Annotated in this window: 13 protein-coding genes and 3 pseudogenes; 4 read left to right on the top strand and 12 right to left on the bottom strand. The window is 53.4% G+C overall.

All coding sequences use genetic code 11. The features are described 5' to 3' along the window. The first annotated feature begins 36 nt into the window (after positions 1–36). Together HLB35_RS06920 and HLB35_RS06915 are read left to right on the top strand one after the other, a co-directional pair. A complete protein-coding gene (locus HLB35_RS06920) occupies positions 37–1,047 on the top strand; it encodes an amidoligase family protein (RefSeq protein ID WP_171702010.1) in 1,011 nt (336 codons plus the stop codon). A gap of 57 nt (positions 1,048–1,104) precedes the next feature. After that, positions 1,105–1,785, top strand: coding sequence for a gamma-glutamyl-gamma-aminobutyrate hydrolase family protein (locus tag HLB35_RS06915; protein ID WP_171702009.1), 681 nt, complete (start codon positions 1,105–1,107; stop codon positions 1,783–1,785). Here HLB35_RS06915 and tpx read toward each other — a convergent pair. Next, complete coding sequence (tpx, locus tag HLB35_RS06910; protein ID WP_171702008.1) at positions 1,782–2,282, bottom strand: thiol peroxidase; 501 nt, start codon at positions 2,280–2,282, stop codon at positions 1,782–1,784. The two genes, HLB35_RS06915 and tpx, sit on opposite strands and share 4 nt — an antisense overlap. Before the next feature lie 76 nt (positions 2,283–2,358). Between tpx and HLB35_RS06905 the strand changes: the two genes are divergently transcribed. After that, a complete protein-coding gene (locus HLB35_RS06905; RefSeq protein ID WP_171702007.1) occupies positions 2,359–3,099 on the top strand; it encodes a glutamine amidotransferase in 741 nt (246 codons plus the stop codon). A gap of 158 nt (positions 3,100–3,257) precedes the next feature. Here HLB35_RS06905 and HLB35_RS06900 read toward each other — a convergent pair whose 3' ends face one another. From HLB35_RS06900 to guaB, 10 genes and pseudogenes are all read right to left on the bottom strand, one after another. Continuing rightward, positions 3,258–4,301: a peptidoglycan-binding domain-containing protein gene (locus HLB35_RS06900; RefSeq protein WP_171702006.1), complete on the bottom strand. Its 1,044-nt coding sequence runs from the start codon at positions 4,299–4,301 to the stop codon at positions 3,258–3,260. A 170-nt stretch (positions 4,302–4,471) separates the two neighbouring features. Continuing rightward, positions 4,472–4,948 carry an NYN domain-containing protein gene (locus HLB35_RS06895; RefSeq protein ID WP_171702005.1) on the bottom strand — a complete coding sequence of 159 codons (477 nt, stop codon included), beginning with the start codon at positions 4,946–4,948 and terminating at the stop codon, positions 4,472–4,474. A 44-nt stretch (positions 4,949–4,992) separates the two neighbouring features. Continuing rightward, positions 4,993–5,379: pseudogene (gene rhuM / locus HLB35_RS17055) on the bottom strand (RhuM family protein); the annotation flags it as partial. A 12-nt stretch (positions 5,380–5,391) separates the two neighbouring features. Further along, a complete protein-coding gene (locus HLB35_RS17050) occupies positions 5,392–5,610 on the bottom strand; it encodes a virulence RhuM family protein (RefSeq protein WP_235937020.1) in 219 nt (72 codons plus the stop codon). A 112-nt stretch (positions 5,611–5,722) separates the two neighbouring features. Beyond that, positions 5,723–6,115: a Fic family protein gene (locus HLB35_RS06885; RefSeq protein ID WP_235937019.1), complete on the bottom strand. Its 393-nt coding sequence runs from the start codon at positions 6,113–6,115 to the stop codon at positions 5,723–5,725. A gap of 95 nt (positions 6,116–6,210) precedes the next feature. Next, entirely contained in the window at positions 6,211–7,626 is a 1,416-nt protein-coding gene (locus HLB35_RS06880; RefSeq protein WP_171702004.1) for an AlbA family DNA-binding domain-containing protein, read from the bottom strand. Continuing rightward, complete coding sequence (locus tag HLB35_RS06875) at positions 7,616–7,873, bottom strand: DUF808 family protein (protein WP_171702003.1); 258 nt, start codon at positions 7,871–7,873, stop codon at positions 7,616–7,618. The genes HLB35_RS06880 and HLB35_RS06875 overlap by 11 nt, the downstream gene beginning before the upstream one ends. A gap of 351 nt (positions 7,874–8,224) precedes the next feature. Next, entirely contained in the window at positions 8,225–10,213 is a 1,989-nt protein-coding gene (locus HLB35_RS06870; RefSeq protein ID WP_171702002.1) for a DUF262 domain-containing protein, read from the bottom strand. Between the two features lie 79 nt (positions 10,214–10,292). Next, a pseudogene (gene guaA, locus HLB35_RS06865) lies at positions 10,293–11,872 on the bottom strand (glutamine-hydrolyzing GMP synthase). A gap of 93 nt (positions 11,873–11,965) precedes the next feature. Then, a complete protein-coding gene (gene guaB, locus HLB35_RS06860; RefSeq protein ID WP_171702001.1) occupies positions 11,966–13,435 on the bottom strand; it encodes an IMP dehydrogenase in 1,470 nt (489 codons plus the stop codon). 137 nt (positions 13,436–13,572) lie between these two features. Between guaB and xseA the strand changes: the two are divergent. Next, positions 13,573–14,917, top strand: a pseudogene (gene xseA / locus HLB35_RS06855) (exodeoxyribonuclease VII large subunit). Positions 14,918–15,019: 102 nt separating this feature from the next. Here xseA and HLB35_RS06850 read toward each other — a convergent pair. Continuing rightward, the gene (locus tag HLB35_RS06850) at positions 15,020–15,958 is read right to left on the bottom strand and encodes a C45 family autoproteolytic acyltransferase/hydrolase (RefSeq protein ID WP_235937018.1); all 939 of its coding nucleotides are present in this window, start codon (positions 15,956–15,958) and stop codon (positions 15,020–15,022) included. Positions 15,959–15,983 lie beyond the last annotated feature (25 nt).

Here is a 15,983-nt window from a genome sequence, read left to right as displayed (position 1 = left end):
TGAAGCCATGATTTGTTCAGCTCACAGGAAGCAGAGATGACAGTAACGGCACCACCGATGGGCGCCAATAGCGACCAGAAAACGCGCAGCGTAGGGGTTGAAGTTGAATTTGCCGGATTGCCACCACGCGACACTGCCAACCTTGTACGCGAGCTTTTTGGTGGCACTATACAGGTTGATAGCCCTCATCGCCTGCATGTTGGTGATACGCGTTGGGGCGAATTTGGCATAGAGCTGGACACCCAGTATGCCCACCCCGATGACGCCGTGCTGAACGAGCATGAAACTCTGGATACCGAGTGGGCGCGTCAGCAGCACCAGTTCCGAGTAGAGTTCCACCAGAAAACCCGTGAACTGATAGGTGATGTGGTCACCGGATTAGTACCCACCGAAATTGTCTGCCCGCCAGTTCCATGGGATGAGCTGGACGAGCTTGATCGGCTTTTCGATGCTTTGCGCGAGCACGGCGCCAAAGGCACCGATGCCAGCCTGCTCTACGGGTTCGGCTTACACCTTAACCCGGAAGTCGCCAGCCAGGACGCCGATTACCTGCTATCCATCTTACGGGCATACCTGCTGCTGGCCGCCTGGTTACGCGAAGAAATAAAGGTAGATATCACCCGTGAAGTGCTGCCGCATGCCAACCCCTTCCCCAAGGAATATGCCTTGAAAGTGCTGGCTGCCGACTATCGGCCTGACCTGGATAGCCTGATTGACGACTACCTTCACTACAACCCGACACGTAACCGCGAACTGGATATGCTGCCGCTGTTTGCCCACCTCCGCCCGAACCATTCCCACAAGCTGCTGCATAGCAAGCTGACCAAGCCACGCCCCACCTTTCATTACCGGCTGCCCAACGCCCAGCTGTCTGAACCGAGCTGGGGGTCAGTCAGCGAATGGAACCGCTGGGTAGAGGTTGAAAAACTGGCCGCTGATCGCGATACCCTCAGACAGCGCTGTGCCGATTACATTAGCGATCAACAGCGGCCCTTCTACAAACGCTGGGCAGACAGACTGCAACACTGGTGGCAAAAGCGCCGCTAGGGCAGCCGGCCACCAGACAGCTAACACTTTTCGCTCGCTGACAGGATGCTTTGCTTAATGCCACGCCCCTTGATAGGAATTACCACCTCTGACCACAAAAGCCGCCTGGCCTGGTGCTTTGACTGGTTTGCTGTATGGCGCCATGGCGGGCGCCCAGTGAGACTATCTCCCAAGCGCCCCAGGCCAACACAGCTGGATGGGCTGATTATCGGTGGCGGCGATGATATTCAGGCGCACCTTTATGATGCTGAAGTGCAGCTGGATGTGCGAGTTGACCCTGAGCGTGACGAACTGGAACTGGCGCTACTCGAACGCTTTATTCCCCAGCACACGCCGGTACTCGGCATCTGCCGGGGCGCTCAGCTGATCAATGTTCATCTTGGCGGCACCCTGGATCCGGATATTCATACCACGCACGAGGGGCTTAAACGCAGGCGTACGGTTCTCCCCCGCAAGACAGTGGATATCGTCGGCGATAGCCAGTTGCACCGCTTGCTTGGCGTTACCTGGTGTCGGGTTAACAGCCTGCATCATCAGGCCGTCAATGAAGCGGGCACGGGCGTCAGAATTGTCGCCCGTGACCGCGATGGGCTGGTGCAGGGAATTGAATCCGAGGCGCATGATTTTCTGATAGGCGTGCAATGGCACCCCGAATGGCTGATTTTCAACCGCCCGCAACAACGCCTGATTCGCGCCCTGGTGGAAGCATCCAGGCGTCGTTCTCACTCAGAAGATTAATTCAGCGCGGCCAGGGCAGCGTCATAGTCAGGCTCCTGCTTCACTTCGGCCACCAGTTCACTATGCAAGACCGTATTATCGGCATCCAGCACCACGACGGCGCGGGCGCACAGCCCTTCCATCACATTGCCATGAAAGGCAACGCCCCAGGCTTCGCGGAACTCGGGATGACGAAAGGTCGACAGGGTTTCAACGTCATCCAGGCCTTCGGCGCCACAGAAGCGCTTGGCGGCAAAGGGCAGGTCTGCCGATACCACCAGCACCACGGTATCCGGCAGGCCAGAGGCCAGCTCATTGAAGCGCCGGGTGGATACCGCACAGGTGGGGGTATCCACACTGGGGATGATATTGAGCACCTTGCGCTGACCCGCAAAATTTTCAAGGGTCACATCTTTAAGGTCGGTGTTGGTCAAAGTGAAGGGCGGCGCCTTTTGCCCAACGGCGGGTACATCCCCTTTGACTTCCATCGGCTCACCGCCGCGCGTTACATATGGCATCATTGACTCTCTGCGTGGGTTCAGGCCTCCGGCCTGAATGGTTGATTGGCACTTAAAGTAACATACAGGAATATCCATGCCCTTACCTTCTGCTGTCAATACACTGGTGATTGTCAAAACCGGCGATGCCTTTGCCGACGTCATCGCTACCCATGGCGATTTCGAGACGCTATTTGAAAATCAGCTGGCAACAGCCCTGCCTTCAGGCATGCGGCTGGAGATACTCAATGCCCCCCGAGAGCCTTCCCTGCCCGCCCCCGCTACCCTTGCTGGCATCGTGATTACTGGCTCTCACAGCATGGTCAGTGACGCTGAGCCCTGGAGCGAGCGCCTGAAGCCCTGGCTACAGCAAGCACTAAGCGCCAACGTTCCGATACTCGGCGTCTGTTATGGCCATCAGCTAATGGCCTCAGCTTTTGGCGGTTTGAGCGATTACCATCCTGATGGGCGCGAATCAGGCACTCATGCCGTCCAGCTCACCCCAGAAGGCCAGGCCGATGCCCTGTTTGGCCAGTTACCCATGCGCTTTTTCGCGCACCTGACCCACGCACAATCAGTGCTTGAAAAGCCTGAGGGCGCCACGGTATTGGCAAGTAATGCCCATGATACCCACCAGGCACTGCGCTACGGGCCACGCCAGTGGAGCGTGCAGTTTCACCCTGAGTTCACTCCGGCGGTAATGCGTGCCTATCTGGAACATCAGACCGAGGCGCTGCAGCAGCAAGGCATGGATGTTGAAGCACTGCATCGCTCAGTGCAGGACACCCCTGAGGCTACGCGGCTGTTGACGCATTTTCTCGCCTTTATCGATGCCTAGAATAAGCCGCCTGAGAAGGAAATGTTACTCTTGGTGTCGTCCCCTTCACCTTTTTACTGTCCGTAATAAAAAACACCTGACAGACAAGGCGTCTGCCAGGTGTTTCAGCTAATGCAACTAACGAAGCTTTTGGATCATTCAGGCGTTATTTTTACGCCTTACAGCTCAACACCCATGTGCTGCAGTGTTCCCATGGTCAGCTGGCCATATGGCAGGCCGTTATCCTGCTGGTACTGAATAACAGCATTACGTGTCCTGTCACCGTAGACGCCGTCAATCCACACAGGGTCATAGCCTTTCTGTTCAAGTGCTAACTGCAGGCGACGTACCACGTCTTCAGTCGTATTGGTTTCACACAGAATTTCACGCCATTCCAGGTCTGCATCACTGACCATACGCTGCTTGGTCACCTCAGCATATTCTGCTGGGATCTTGGTTACCTGCTTTTGCGGCTTGCGCACTTCACGCACCACTTCAACCGTTTCATAAACCGCTGGAACAGTGACTTTTTCAGTGCGTGCTGGCTGGTCAACCACGCGGCGCGTCACCGTTTTGTACTGGGCGGGCACGTCTACTTCAACGGTTCTTTCAGGGCTGACAAGCTCCTGACGAGTAACCGTTTTGTATTCAGCTGGCACTTCAACAAGACACATGATCTCGCCGGTGGCTTGATCAATACGCTCAATCGCGCCTCTACCCTTTTCCCAAGTGGTATAGGCTGGGCTGACCATAACCTCTTCAGTCACCGTACGGTACTCGGCTGGGATTGTCCTGAGCTCAGTACTGGCTTCAGATACCAAAACCTGTTCGGTGACTGTTTTATAGGTAGCAGGAATTACCCTGAGTTCTTCGTAGGCTTCTTCGACGACTACCCGCTCGGTAACCGTTTCATACTGAGCCGGAATCACCGTTACGCGCTCGCTTTCTTCAGCAACCAACACTGTTTCGGTCTCGGTTTCATAGACAGCAGGAACGACAACACGCGCATAACAATGATTAGGCTTGGCATTCGGTGGCAGAAGGCTTGATTGAGATGATTCATTTAACAATTCTTCAAGCCGATTGTTCTCAGCCGTTAATTGGGCCTGGCGGCTCATCAACTCTTTGAATTCCTCGGTTTCTGTCACGTTCTGCTGACTAGTGGCACAGCCGGATAAAATGACAGCAGCCGTAATTGGCGCCAAGAGATAGCGAAACTTCATGTTAACAACCCTTAAATTACTTAATTATGATGTCATTAAATAATACAAGGTACTTGGTAAATTAAAAGCACAATGCTTACTTATTCAATAAAGTTCACGATTACCTTGAGCAGACCGTGGAACCATTTCCTATTTGTGACTTTGTTGTTATCGGTACTTTATATGCTGACTCACCCGAGCAGCAGATCGCGTTCAATCGGTATAAACTGGCTCGCAGCATTAATGAGGGAGGCCGCGGTGAGCTGGGCCACGCCGTAGACCTCGACACGCTTGCCGTACACCTCACGAATTTTCTGCGCCAGCAGATCAAAATCGCCATCGCCGGAGACCAGCACCACCACATCCGCTTGCGCCGCGTATTCGATAGCATCCAGCGTGATACCCACGTCCCAGTCGCCCTTGGCGGAACCATCCATGCGCTGGATAAACGGTTTTAGCCGAACATCAAAGCCAATCGAACGGAGGATATTCTGGAACTCACGCTGCTTGGCATCGCCCTTATCGATGGCGTAGCAGCGGGCAGTCAACACTTCTCGGTTCGCCGTCACCTTTGCCCAGAACCGACGATAATCGAAGTGTTTACCGTAGGCTTCACGCACGGTGTAGTAGACGTTCTGGGTATCCACGAAAATAGCGACGCTTGTCATAGCAAATAAGCCTGGACTGGGAGTGAAACGCCAGCCTCGCAAGACTAACGTGGGTAAGCGCACATGTTACCGCGCAAGCGATTAGGAATACGTCTTACAGGGTAAAAAAGCTCATCCCCAACACTTTGCTCAATGGTAGCCAGGGCAGACGTCAGACCGTCACCCCGTAACTGACCGAACAACTCGGTGACCTCCCCTTCGTTGGAGACCAGGCCTTGGTTGGTCAAGGTGCGGCAGAGCAGGTCAACGGCCTGCTCGAACTCAATGCCACGCTCGGTTAGGCGGCGCTGGTTGAGGGTAGAGTCCTGCACTAGGTGATCTTTGAGAATCTGGGTTGACCACTGGCGAAACTGGGTGGCGCGTTTTGAGCTGACCCGATAGCCCACTGAAATAATGGCATCCAGGTTGTAATGTTTGATGCGGCGCCGTACCTGACGATTGCCTTACTGACGAACTACTAAGAACAGCTTAGTAGTTGCCAGCTCTTCCAATTCATCATCCTTGAAGATGTTTTGGAGGTGCATCAACACATTCTCAGGGCTGGTATCGAAGAGTTCCCCCACCTGAGCTTGGCTCAGCCAGACGGTTTCTTGATCCAGCGCCACTTCCAGCTGTGCTTGGCCGTCAGTCGGGGTAAAAATGCGTACCTGTTGTTCAGACATAACCGTTCCTTGTCGTTATAGACTGACACCTGAAAAGCCATCAATCCTTCGTGTTCCATAACGATGACGTAGAGCATTAGTCATAGCATAGCGGCTTGCGTACATCCACTACTCACCCAGGCATAACCGAATAACGCGTACTTCGCCCACCACCGGGCAGCTTGGAAAGGCAGCCTTTTTCCAGTAGCTCGGCCAAGTCCCGCGTAGAGGTGGCTTTACTTACCCTAGCCAACGATTGGTACTTGCGGGCATTAATCCCCTGCGCAAATTCCTCCCCTTTGGTATCCAACAAGCGGTTCAGCACTTTAATTTGCCGTTCGTTCAGCACAGTAGTGGCATGGCGCTGCCAGAAGGTAGCTTTGATTAATACACGGTCGACTCTTAACAATGCCTGTTCAAGCGCCTCTTTCAACGTGTCCAGAAACCACAACAACCACGGCGTAATATCGAGGCTGCCTTGTTGAGCGCTTTCAAGCTGATCGTAGTAAGCGTGGCGGCGCGCCATAATGGCTGCGCTCAAGGAATAAAAGCGGACGGATTGACGCTCTGCTTGTGCAAGCGCGCATCCTGAATGGTTTTCAACGTTTTGCCGCTCACGTCTCATACCTTCACCTTCCAGTAGCCCCGCGTACCGCCAATCCGTTCAATCGCGCCAGCTGCCTTCAGCTTGTTCAAATGCTTCTTTACTGCGGAGTCGTTGATACCGAGCTCTTCTGCCATTTTCCGGTAGGGCATGTGTGAGTCTCGCTTGATGAGTTCCAGTACGGCTAACTGACGATCGGTGAGTTCGGTTTGAGCCACCTTTCCTGAGATTGAGCCACCCATTGGGCCACCTATTGAGCCACCTGTTTCATCAGTATCTGTAGCCGCAAGGCTGGTATCCCTGGCAAACTCAATATCCACAAAATCCCCGCTTTCACTGAATGCAGGCTCGGGGTTGCTCGCTTGCTGACACAGTTCCCGAATACGGCTCATGCCGCTGCCCCACTGTTCGATATAACCCAGCTCCTTGAAGACCCGGGCCAGCACTTTATTGCGGATTTCCGAGCGGCCTTTTAAGGCTTCGCTCAGGGTGAGGCCATTTGGGAGGCCACCGGGAGAGACGATGTTCAGTATGTCATCGTAGATGCCGACTTTGATATCACGCCCGGCATTGCTGTAATCACGATGCACCACGGCGTTTACCAGGGCCTCGCGAATGGCCGGAATGGGGATTTCATAAGTTTCGGTGCGCTGCAGGCCGAGAATTTCCGCCTTCAGGTGCAAATGGTTTTTAATGAAGCCTTCAGTCTGCGCCAATTGGCTAAACAGATCGCCTCGGTATTCTTTCTTATCCAAAAATACCGCCATACTGGTGCCTTTGAACCGGCTGCACTTGATTTCCACATGCTCGTACAGGCCCAACAGAATCATCAGGCCGTGGGTCGGGCGGTCGACGCCGTGCTCTTCCCGAATCAGCTTCAGGCTTTTCATACGGGCGGTGTCGAGTGGTTTGCCGACCTGCTCGAAAGCCTGGGTGAGAGGCGTGAGGTCAAGCTCACCCAGTTCCACTTGCCAGGCGGCCTGCTCATCATAGCTTTGCAACAGGCGCTGGCGTTCCAACTCGTGGATCATTTCCAGACTGGCCGGGCGATTGGTTGCTCCCAGGCGTACATACACGCCTTCGTCCCGGCCGTGGCTTTTCAGGTGATAGGGCAATTGGCTGCCCCGGTGTACCTGCACCACAATCAGGGTTTTGTCTTCCAGGGTTTCCAGGTAGATATTCGGTAGTAACGTTGGCTGGCACTGGCTATAGAGCATGGAAGCAATCTGATCCATCAGATCAAACTCGTCGCCTTGCACACCGACTACCTGGCGTTGGTCATTCACGCCGATGATCAGCTTGCCACCACTGGTATTGGCAAAAGCCACCAGGGTTTTGGCCAGCTGGTCTCCTTTGGGGAGTTGCTGTTTGAACTCCAGGGTTTTGCCTTCGCCCTGCTGGATTTCGTCCCAGAGCGGGTGTTCAGAGCTCATAGCCCAGGCCCCCGAGGTTTCGCTTGATCTCGGCCTCCAGCGCGATCTGTTTCACAATCGCCAGCTCACGCTCCGCCGCCACTTCCTGCAAATATTGCGGCGTCACGGCCGTATCATCGACCACCACCCCTACCGCCTTCGCCGTCGTACGACCAGCGGCGGCACTGATATCATCCAGCGATGCTGCGGTTAACTTCGCCAACGCGGCAGTGTCGTCCAGTAATCCTATCAAGCCGCCTATGGCCATGGGTGTTTCCTCCGTGAATGAACCTTGTAGATAGTAAAGCACACAGCGGCGTGGGCGGATCGCTCTTTTACCTCAAAGCCAGCGCTAGCAATCCCTCGGCAATTTTTTATCGTCAAAGCATGGAACTCATTGAGCTAGCAATTATCTGCAGGGACTCATTACATCTCCATTTTCTGCCAACCGCCGGGTATGCTTAAAGAGCGGGAAAAGGTGGAGCATTTCATCAAGCAAGTTGTATTAATCTAAGAGGAAGATCAGGAGTGATATCTTCCAATGATTAACAAACAACATCGCAAATAAAACAATAGAAGAAATGGGAGTTTTTATATTCAAGAACCCCCAAGACTTTCATTATTTTCTTCTCTTTTTAGTTATACCCTCTTTTTCTTCTACGAATTCAAGGCCTAGCATTTTTACTTTCTTCCCCCTATCTCCAATTTTTAAACTCCATCTATCATCCATAAAATCTAGCAAAGAAACTCCTCTTTGTAGTATTTCAACAGCTCCCCATTTCTCATAGGTGGCTATTTCATTCTCTGCATATGAACCATACCTAAAGCCAACTTTAGTGCTAATATCGCCAACTTTATCTTGGAAACATTTATTTGAGAAAGATGAATTCTTGGGTCTAGAAAGTGGCACTAAATTACCCAGCGAGTGCCTTAAAACACTTCTCTCTTTATTAGTGTATGCAGCATACAGCTTTGTCCAACACTCGCGTCTGGCGCGCTGAGGATAAATATGTTCTACCGTATGATAATCTTCCGGAGTGTCTATATAAACATCCCAATCTATCTTTTCTCTTTGTGTTTTTGACTGTGACTTAAGATTTAAATCATACTCATAAAGAAAATATCTGATACCTCTCCAGCCATAGTAGCCTGACCGAATAAATTCAGCTTGAATTATCTTCCAAATCTCTTTGCTATCTCTTCCACTTTCAAATGCAACAGTTAATTCTTTAACTATATCTTCAGCACTAGACTTACCAGAACTAAGCTTTGAAGACATCTCTAAAAAAAGAACAGGATCAAATGTCATATAATGACGATATCTAACTAACTCATTTAAAAAAATGAGTTTCTCTAAAGCCTTAAGAAACTCAATCTTTAATGCATTTTTTCTGACTTTTTGATAAAAAACCATAATTAGAGGGGCAACAAATTCAATACCAAGCCTATTTATCTTATCTAACCACTCCTTCTCAACTCTACTAAATGTGCTGTCACTCGGATTAAGTATTTGATACCATATTTCAACTGAGTCTTTTAGACTTTTAGAATAATCATAAATATCTTTAGTCTTTATTGCTTTCCCTTCACTCTTCCCAACACCTTCTATATTTCTGGTTGTAAAGTGATTTTCCAGTAAATAGTCTTTATAATCGTGAGCATAACTTCTTCTCATCCTTAAATAACCACGGTAATCAGGATCATCCTCATCTGTTAGGCTTTTTCCAAAATACAGGAGAAAATGATTCCTTAAAAAGAAATCATCATCAAGTGGGTTATCTTTGTTCTTACCCAAATAGTGATAGATATTCTTCCAGCTTTCATTTACAACTGCACGGAGATTATCTTTCTCATAATCTTCCACTTGAAATTTAGTCGATAAATATATCAGTCTATTCTTTAGAAGCTCAAGATGAGATAAAGGCTTACCCCTGTTATTCATAGTCTCAAAAGCGACAAAAACGTCAATTTCACGCGAAATGGCATATATATTAAAAAGCAGTTGCTGCGTAACTTTTTTATATATTTCCTCTAGAGATCTTATGTCAAGATCAACTATTTTTTTAAGAAAAAACTCTTTCGCAAAACTTAAGTTATTTGTATAAATAGTGTCTTGACTTGGAAAACTTACATCTGATGACTCATTGAATATTTTTGTTTTCAAAAACTCATAACTTGGATTATCTTTTTCATAACCAAAAATATAAGATCTTGATATACCATCATCTTTAGAGTCCCAAAGGAATCTTCTTTTAATCTCGCATTTAGAAGTATAATTTATTTTCTCACCTTCTTTAATAACTTCTGTTATAGCCTGGATCAATATTATTGTAGTTGTAAGCCTTTGCTGACCATCAACGATATAAAAAGGAGTATAACCTTTAGAATCAATTATCCACTTATCATCTTTCCATTCCTTCACTACTTCTTCAGGGACATCCTCTAACGTCAAAACCCCTAAATAATGGCTTTTATCTTCAAGCTGCTCCAAGTCATTCCAGTAGTCTTTTAACTGCTTTTCTCTCCAGGCATAACCTCTCTGATAATCAGGGATTCTAAATAATCGTTCTGTAAATAATTTTGAGACTGTGAACAAATCAGTTTGCATAGCTAATCTCATTATTTTTTAATTAAAAAAACCACCCGACAAACAGGTGGTTTATGTTCATTCATTAGGCTTCCAAACTTCACTCCCACTCAATCGTCGCTGGAGGCTTGCTACTAACATCATAAGTCACCCGCGATACACCTTCCAACTCATTGATAATCCGGTTGGAAACCTTCTCCAGCAGCTCATAGGGCAGGTGCGCCCAGCGGGCGGTCATGAAGTCGATGGTTTCTACCGCGCGTAGCGCGATGACCCATTCGTAGCGGCGGCCGTCGCCGACGACACCAACGGATTTCACCGGCAGGAAGACGGCAAACGCCTGGCTGGTTTTTTTTTCGTACCAGCCGGAGGCGCGCAGTTCTTCAATAAAGATGGCGTCGGCGTCGCGCAGGATATCAGCGTATTCCTTCTTCACCTCACCCAGGATACGCACGCCCAGGCCAGGCCCCGGGAAGGGGTGGCGGTAGACCATGTCATACGGCAGGCCGAGTTCGAGGCCGAGTTTGCGCACTTCGTCTTTAAAAAGTTCGCGCAGCGGCTCAACCAGCTTGAGCTTCATGGTTTCCGGCAGGCCGCCCACGTTGTGGTGGGATTTGATCACATGGGCCTTGCCGGTCTTGGAGGCGGCGGATTCGATCACGTCCGGGTAGATGGTGCCCTGGGCGAGGAAATCGACGCCTTCAATCTTGCTGGCTTCTTCATCGAACACATCAATAAAGGTGTTGCCGATGATCTTGCGCTTCACTTCCGGGTGTTCTCGCCCTTCAGCTTGCCGAGGAAAAGGTCTTCGGCATCCACGCGGATGACCTTGACGCCCATATGCTTGGCGAAGGTTTCCATGACCTGGTCGCCTTCCTGCTTGCGCAGCAGGCCGTTATCCACAAACACACAGGTCAGCTGGGTGCCAATCGCCTTGTGCAACAGCGCCGCTACTACAGAGGAATCGACGCCGCCGGAGAGACCCAGCAATACGTGGCGGTCGCCCACCTGCTCGCGTACGCGCTGCACCTGATCTTCAATGATTTGTGCCGGCGTCCAGAGTTTTTCAGCACCGCAGATATCCAGCACGAAGTGCTCAAGAATACGTTGGCCTTGCAGGGTGTGGGTCACTTCCGGGTGGAACTGTACGCCGTAAAACTGCTTGTCTTCCCAAGCCATGGCGGCAATTGGGCAGCTTGGGGTGGAAGCGGTGACGGTGAAGGTATCCGGCACTTCGGCGACCTTGTCACCGTGGCTCATCCACACATCCAGCAGTGCTTTGCCGGTGCTGGCATCGACATGGTCTTTAATGGCTTTGAACAGGGCGTTTTCGGCGTCGATCTGAATCTGGGCGTAACCAAATTCACGCTGGTTGGAACCGGCGACCTTTCCGCCCAACTGCTCGGCCATGGTCTGCATGCCGTAGCAGATACCCAATACCGGCAGGCCCATGGTAAACACACATTCAGGCGCACGCGGAGAATCCAGCTCGGTCACGGATTCCGGGCCACCGGCCAGGATGATACCGTTGGGATTGTAGTCGCGGATCTCTTCTTCAGTGATATCAAAGGCGCGAATTTCAGAAAACACACCGATTTCGCGCACGCGGCGGGCGATCAGCTGGGTGTACTGGGAGCCGAAGTCGAGAATCAGGATCTTATGGGCGTGAATGTCACTCATGGCGGGGTCTCGGTTACGCGGTATGGAGCCGCTGGTAAAGCCAAAAAGCAAACGGCGAGGAGAGCCTCGCCGCTGTGATATAGCGCTTAGGAATTAACTGGCGCGATAGTTGGGCGCTTCCTTGGTGATCTGCACGTCGTGGACGTGGGATTCGTTAAAGCCGGCACCAGTAATCTTGACGAACTCCGGCTTGGTGCGCATTTCTTCAATCGTGCGGCACCCGGTATAGCCCATGGACGCGCGCAGGCCACCCATCATCTGGTGGACAATCGCGCCCATCATGCCTTTATAGGGGACGCGGCCTTCAACACCTTCTGGCACCAGTTTTTCGGCACCTTCGGTTTTATCCTGGAAGTAGCGGTCGGCACTGCCCTGATTCTGGGACATGGCACCCATGGAGCCCATACCGCGATAAGCTTTATAGGTACGGCCCTGGTAAAGCTCGATTTCACCCGGCGCTTCCTCGGTACCGGCCAGCAGGCCACCCGCCATGACGGCACTGGCGCCTGCGGCAATCGCCTTGGCCAGATCACCTGAATAGCGGATGCCGCCATCGGCAATCAACGGAATATCGTATTTTTCCAGCGCTGCGGCGACGTTGGATACCGCCGTGATCTGGGGCATACCCACGCCAGCTACCACCCGAGTCGTACAGATGGAACCGGGGCCAATGCCGACCTTCACCGCGTCCGCACCGGCTTCAGCCAGGGCGATAGCGGCGGCGCCGGTGGCAATGTTACCGCCAATCACCTGCACCTGGGGGAAATGCTCTTTCACCCAGCGAACCCGGTCAATCACGCCTTTGGAATGGCCGTGAGCGGTATCTACGATGATCACATCCACACCGGCTTCGGCAAGTGCGGCTACACGGTCAGGCGTTTCCGGGCCGGTGCCAACAGCGGCGCCCACCAGCAGGCGGCCATCGTTGTCCTTGGCGGCCATCGGGTAGGTGCGAGCCTTTTCGATATCCTGAAAGGTCACCAGGCCGCGCAGATGGAAGGCATCATCCACAATCAGCATTTTCTCGATGCGGTGCTCGCGCATCTTGGCCTTGCTGATTTCGATACCGGTACCTTCCGGCACGGTGACCAGGCGTTCACGCGGGGTCATGATATCCGCCACGCTGTCGCCGTGATTCGGCTGGAAACGCATATCACGCTCGGTCACAATACCGACCAGGGTTTCGCCTTCTACCACCGGGAAGCCCGAAAAGCCGTATTCACGGGCCATGGCCAGCAGGTCTTCAAGCTTGGCCTTGGGGCTGACGGTGACCGGATCGTTAACGATCACGCTTTCGTATTTCTTGACCTTGCGGACTTCAGCGGCCTGCTGAGACATGGTCATGTTCTTGTGGATGATGCCAATGCCGCCTTCCTGAGCCATGGCAATCGCCAGACGCGCTTCGGTCACCGTATCCATGGCAGCGGAAAGCAGGGGGATATTCAGCGAAAGGTTGCGGGTCAGGCGGGTTTTGAGGCTGACATCCTTGGGCAGGATATCGGAGAAGCCAGGAACGAGAAGTACGTCGTCAAACGTAAGTGCTTCTTGGGCCATACGTAGCATAGTGGCAACACCCAATTTGAAGTGGGAAGATGGGGCTGAAAAGTTAATCCCCCATTATAACGCCTATGCGACCAAGGCAGCAATTCATGTCACGATTCAAATTACCGCACCCCAGCCGTTACACGAGTTAATCTACCATGGATGATCATGATCAAGCCCTCACCGTCAGCCAGCTGAATCAGCGGACGCGTCAATCCCTTGAGCAGGGAATTGGCGATGTGTGGGTGGAAGGTGAGCTTTCCAATGTCTCCCGGCCTGCGTCGGGGCATCTTTACTTTACCCTGAAAGATGACGCTGCCCAGGTGCGCTGCGCGCTGTTTCGCCAGCGGGCACGTTTTGTCTCGGCGCCGATGCGCGACGGTGATCAGGTTCGGCTGCGCGGGCGGGTTTCCCTGTTTGAGCCACGCGGTGATTACCAGTTACTGGTGGAAGCCGTGCAGGCCACCGGGCTGGGCGAGCTGCTGGCGGCCTTTGAGCGCCTGAAAACCCAGCTTAACGCTGAAGGTGTGTTTGCCAATGCTCGTCCCCTGCCGTTTCCGCCGCGCCGCCTGCTGATCGTCACCTCCCCAGCGGCGCGGCGGTTCGCGATGTGCTCGCGGTGCTCAACGCCCGCTGGCCGCTGATTGAGGTGAGCGTGATTCCCGTACCGGTGCAGGGCAGCGAGGCTGCCCCGGCATTGATTTCAGCGCTGGGCATGCTCAACCGCCAGAACCGGCTAGACCCGCTCAGGGATGCGGTGCTGATCACCCGAGGCGGCGGCAGCCTGGAAGACCTGTGGGCATTCAATAACGAGCATCTGGCCAGGGCGATTTTTCACTCCCGCTTGCCGGTGATGTCAGCCGTTGGCCATGAAGTGGATGTCACCCTGGCGGATTTTGCCGCCGATCGCCGGGCGCCTACGCCGTCTGCGGCAGCGGAACAGCTGGTGCCCGACCAGCGAGAGCTAAAACGCCAGCTGGTTGACCAGCAGCAGCGCCTGCAGCGCGCCATCACCGCCCGGTTTGAGCGCGACAGTCAGCGCCTCGACACCCTGCGCGCCCGATTACGCCACCCCGGCGAACGGCTGGCGCAGCAACGTCAGCATATCAAGACATTGCACCAGCGCCTTGAGCGGGCCATGCAGCAACGCCTGTTCCAGGCGCGTGAACGCCTGGAGCTGTGGCGCAAACGCTTGGTAGTCGAGGATCTGCAACGCCGCCACCTGAACGAACAGCAGCGCTTAGGGCGTCTCAACCGACGCCTGCAAAACGCCATGGCCCTGCAGCTGGAAAGGCGCCAGACAACGCTTTCCAGCGCTGCCCGCGAGCTGAATGCAGTAAGCCCGCTGGCGGTGCTCGGGCGCGGCTATGCCATTGCTCAGGATGAGCACGGCCAGATTGTGCGCAGCGCCGCCGATACCTCCCCGGCCAGAAGCTCAAACTGCGGCTGGGTAAAGGCAGGCTCAGCGTTGAGGTCAAACGGCGCTTTACTCAGGGTAAATAGCGCTTAGCCGCCGAGGGCGAAGGCCAGCTTTCCCGCATAGGCAGACGCTTGCGTTGGGGCGATCATGAATTTCCCAGGCAACCCCATCCGCTTCAATGCGCATCACCGCCGTGGCCAGGGTGTTTTCCTGATCCGGGTCGTCGGCGGCAAGGCGCAGGATGGGCAGGCCATCCCCTGTTGATCGTGAAGAATCGCCAGAGGCGCCCGCTCACCGGCTGCGAGTAACTGCTCACCACGCTGCTGGCGGTCACGGGAGGATGCCGTGATCGACTGGGCGACGACTCCCTGGGGCTGAAAAAGCGCATGATTTGCATGTATCGCAGGCGCACTCAAGGCCCGCTGCGCCAGGGCACCTGCCCCGAACTCGACGCTGATCACCTCAGCCCGGCCCCTTTCAGCCAGTGAGAAATGAAAACCACCACATTCGGGGTGCTGCTCCAGCAGGGCGACTACCTCCGCAATACTGCTTTTATACAGAGCAGCGCGGCCCAGCACCATGCGCGGCATCTTGGGAATCACGCCATGCAAGCGCAGGTTATTAACTGCCTGCACAAAGCCCTGGCGGGTGATTGCCAGGGTGTGGCCAGGGATCGAGCCTGGATAGCAGAAGGCCATAAACCCATTGGCCTGCTCTGGGTTTACCTCGGCAATAAAGCAGTGCCCGCTGAAAAACGGCAGGCCGTCTTCGTTATGCGCTATCAGCGGATTATCACCGGGAATTGCCAATGTGGTGCAGCCATCCGGCACATGGGGCAGCAGGTCGCCACGGCAGTTCCAGGCAAATACTGCCTGGAAAGGCAACGCTAAGCCGTCTGCCAAACCCTCGAGTTCTTCCCAGACCGCCGGGAAATAATGCTGAGTGTTAGCGGCCATGGTGGCCACGGCCTCACGATGACACGGCGCGGTCACTTCCGCCCAGATGTCACTGGGCAACAGATGGCGGTGTACCGCATCATGCCCGGCTTGACCCAGGGCCATGCCAATGTCATAAGGGCATCCACTAATGCGCTGCCAGCCCAGCGATGAAACCTGATCAGACATGGCGCCAATACCCTCGCTGCGGTCG

Source organism: Vreelandella azerica, from assembly GCF_013112225.1.
In the GTDB taxonomy this organism is placed as follows: domain Bacteria; phylum Pseudomonadota; class Gammaproteobacteria; order Pseudomonadales; family Halomonadaceae; genus Vreelandella; species Vreelandella azerica.
Note: the sequence above shows the minus strand (reverse complement) of the source record. Positions and strands in the feature narration are given on the sequence as shown.

What these genes read in the sequence shown, in the direction of transcription:
- HLB35_RS06920 (WP_171702010.1), top strand. Translation starts at nt 37, where the DNA reads ATGACAGTAACGGCACCACCGATGGGCGCCAATAGCGACCAGAAAACG.
- HLB35_RS06915 (WP_171702009.1), top strand. Translation starts at nt 1,105, where the DNA reads ATGCCACGCCCCTTGATAGGAATTACCACCTCTGACCACAAAAGCCGC.
- tpx (WP_171702008.1), bottom strand. Translation starts at nt 2,282, where the DNA reads ATGCCATATGTAACGCGCGGCGGTGAGCCGATGGAAGTCAAAGGGGAT.
- HLB35_RS06905 (WP_171702007.1), top strand. Translation starts at nt 2,359, where the DNA reads ATGCCCTTACCTTCTGCTGTCAATACACTGGTGATTGTCAAAACCGGC.
- HLB35_RS06900 (WP_171702006.1), bottom strand. Translation starts at nt 4,301, where the DNA reads ATGAAGTTTCGCTATCTCTTGGCGCCAATTACGGCTGCTGTCATTTTA.
- HLB35_RS06895 (WP_171702005.1), bottom strand. Translation starts at nt 4,948, where the DNA reads ATGACAAGCGTCGCTATTTTCGTGGATACCCAGAACGTCTACTACACC.
- HLB35_RS17050 (WP_235937020.1), bottom strand. Translation starts at nt 5,610, where the DNA reads ATGTCTGAACAACAGGTACGCATTTTTACCCCGACTGACGGCCAAGCA.
- HLB35_RS06885 (WP_235937019.1), bottom strand. Translation starts at nt 6,115, where the DNA reads ATGGCGCGCCGCCACGCTTACTACGATCAGCTTGAAAGCGCTCAACAA.
- HLB35_RS06880 (WP_171702004.1), bottom strand. Translation starts at nt 7,626, where the DNA reads ATGAGCTCTGAACACCCGCTCTGGGACGAAATCCAGCAGGGCGAAGGC.
- HLB35_RS06875 (WP_171702003.1), bottom strand. Translation starts at nt 7,873, where the DNA reads ATGGCCATAGGCGGCTTGATAGGATTACTGGACGACACTGCCGCGTTG.
- HLB35_RS06870 (WP_171702002.1), bottom strand. Translation starts at nt 10,213, where the DNA reads ATGCAAACTGATTTGTTCACAGTCTCAAAATTATTTACAGAACGATTA.
- guaB (WP_171702001.1), bottom strand. Translation starts at nt 13,435, where the DNA reads ATGCTACGTATGGCCCAAGAAGCACTTACGTTTGACGACGTACTTCTC.
- HLB35_RS06850 (WP_235937018.1), bottom strand. Translation starts at nt 15,958, where the DNA reads ATGTCTGATCAGGTTTCATCGCTGGGCTGGCAGCGCATTAGTGGATGC.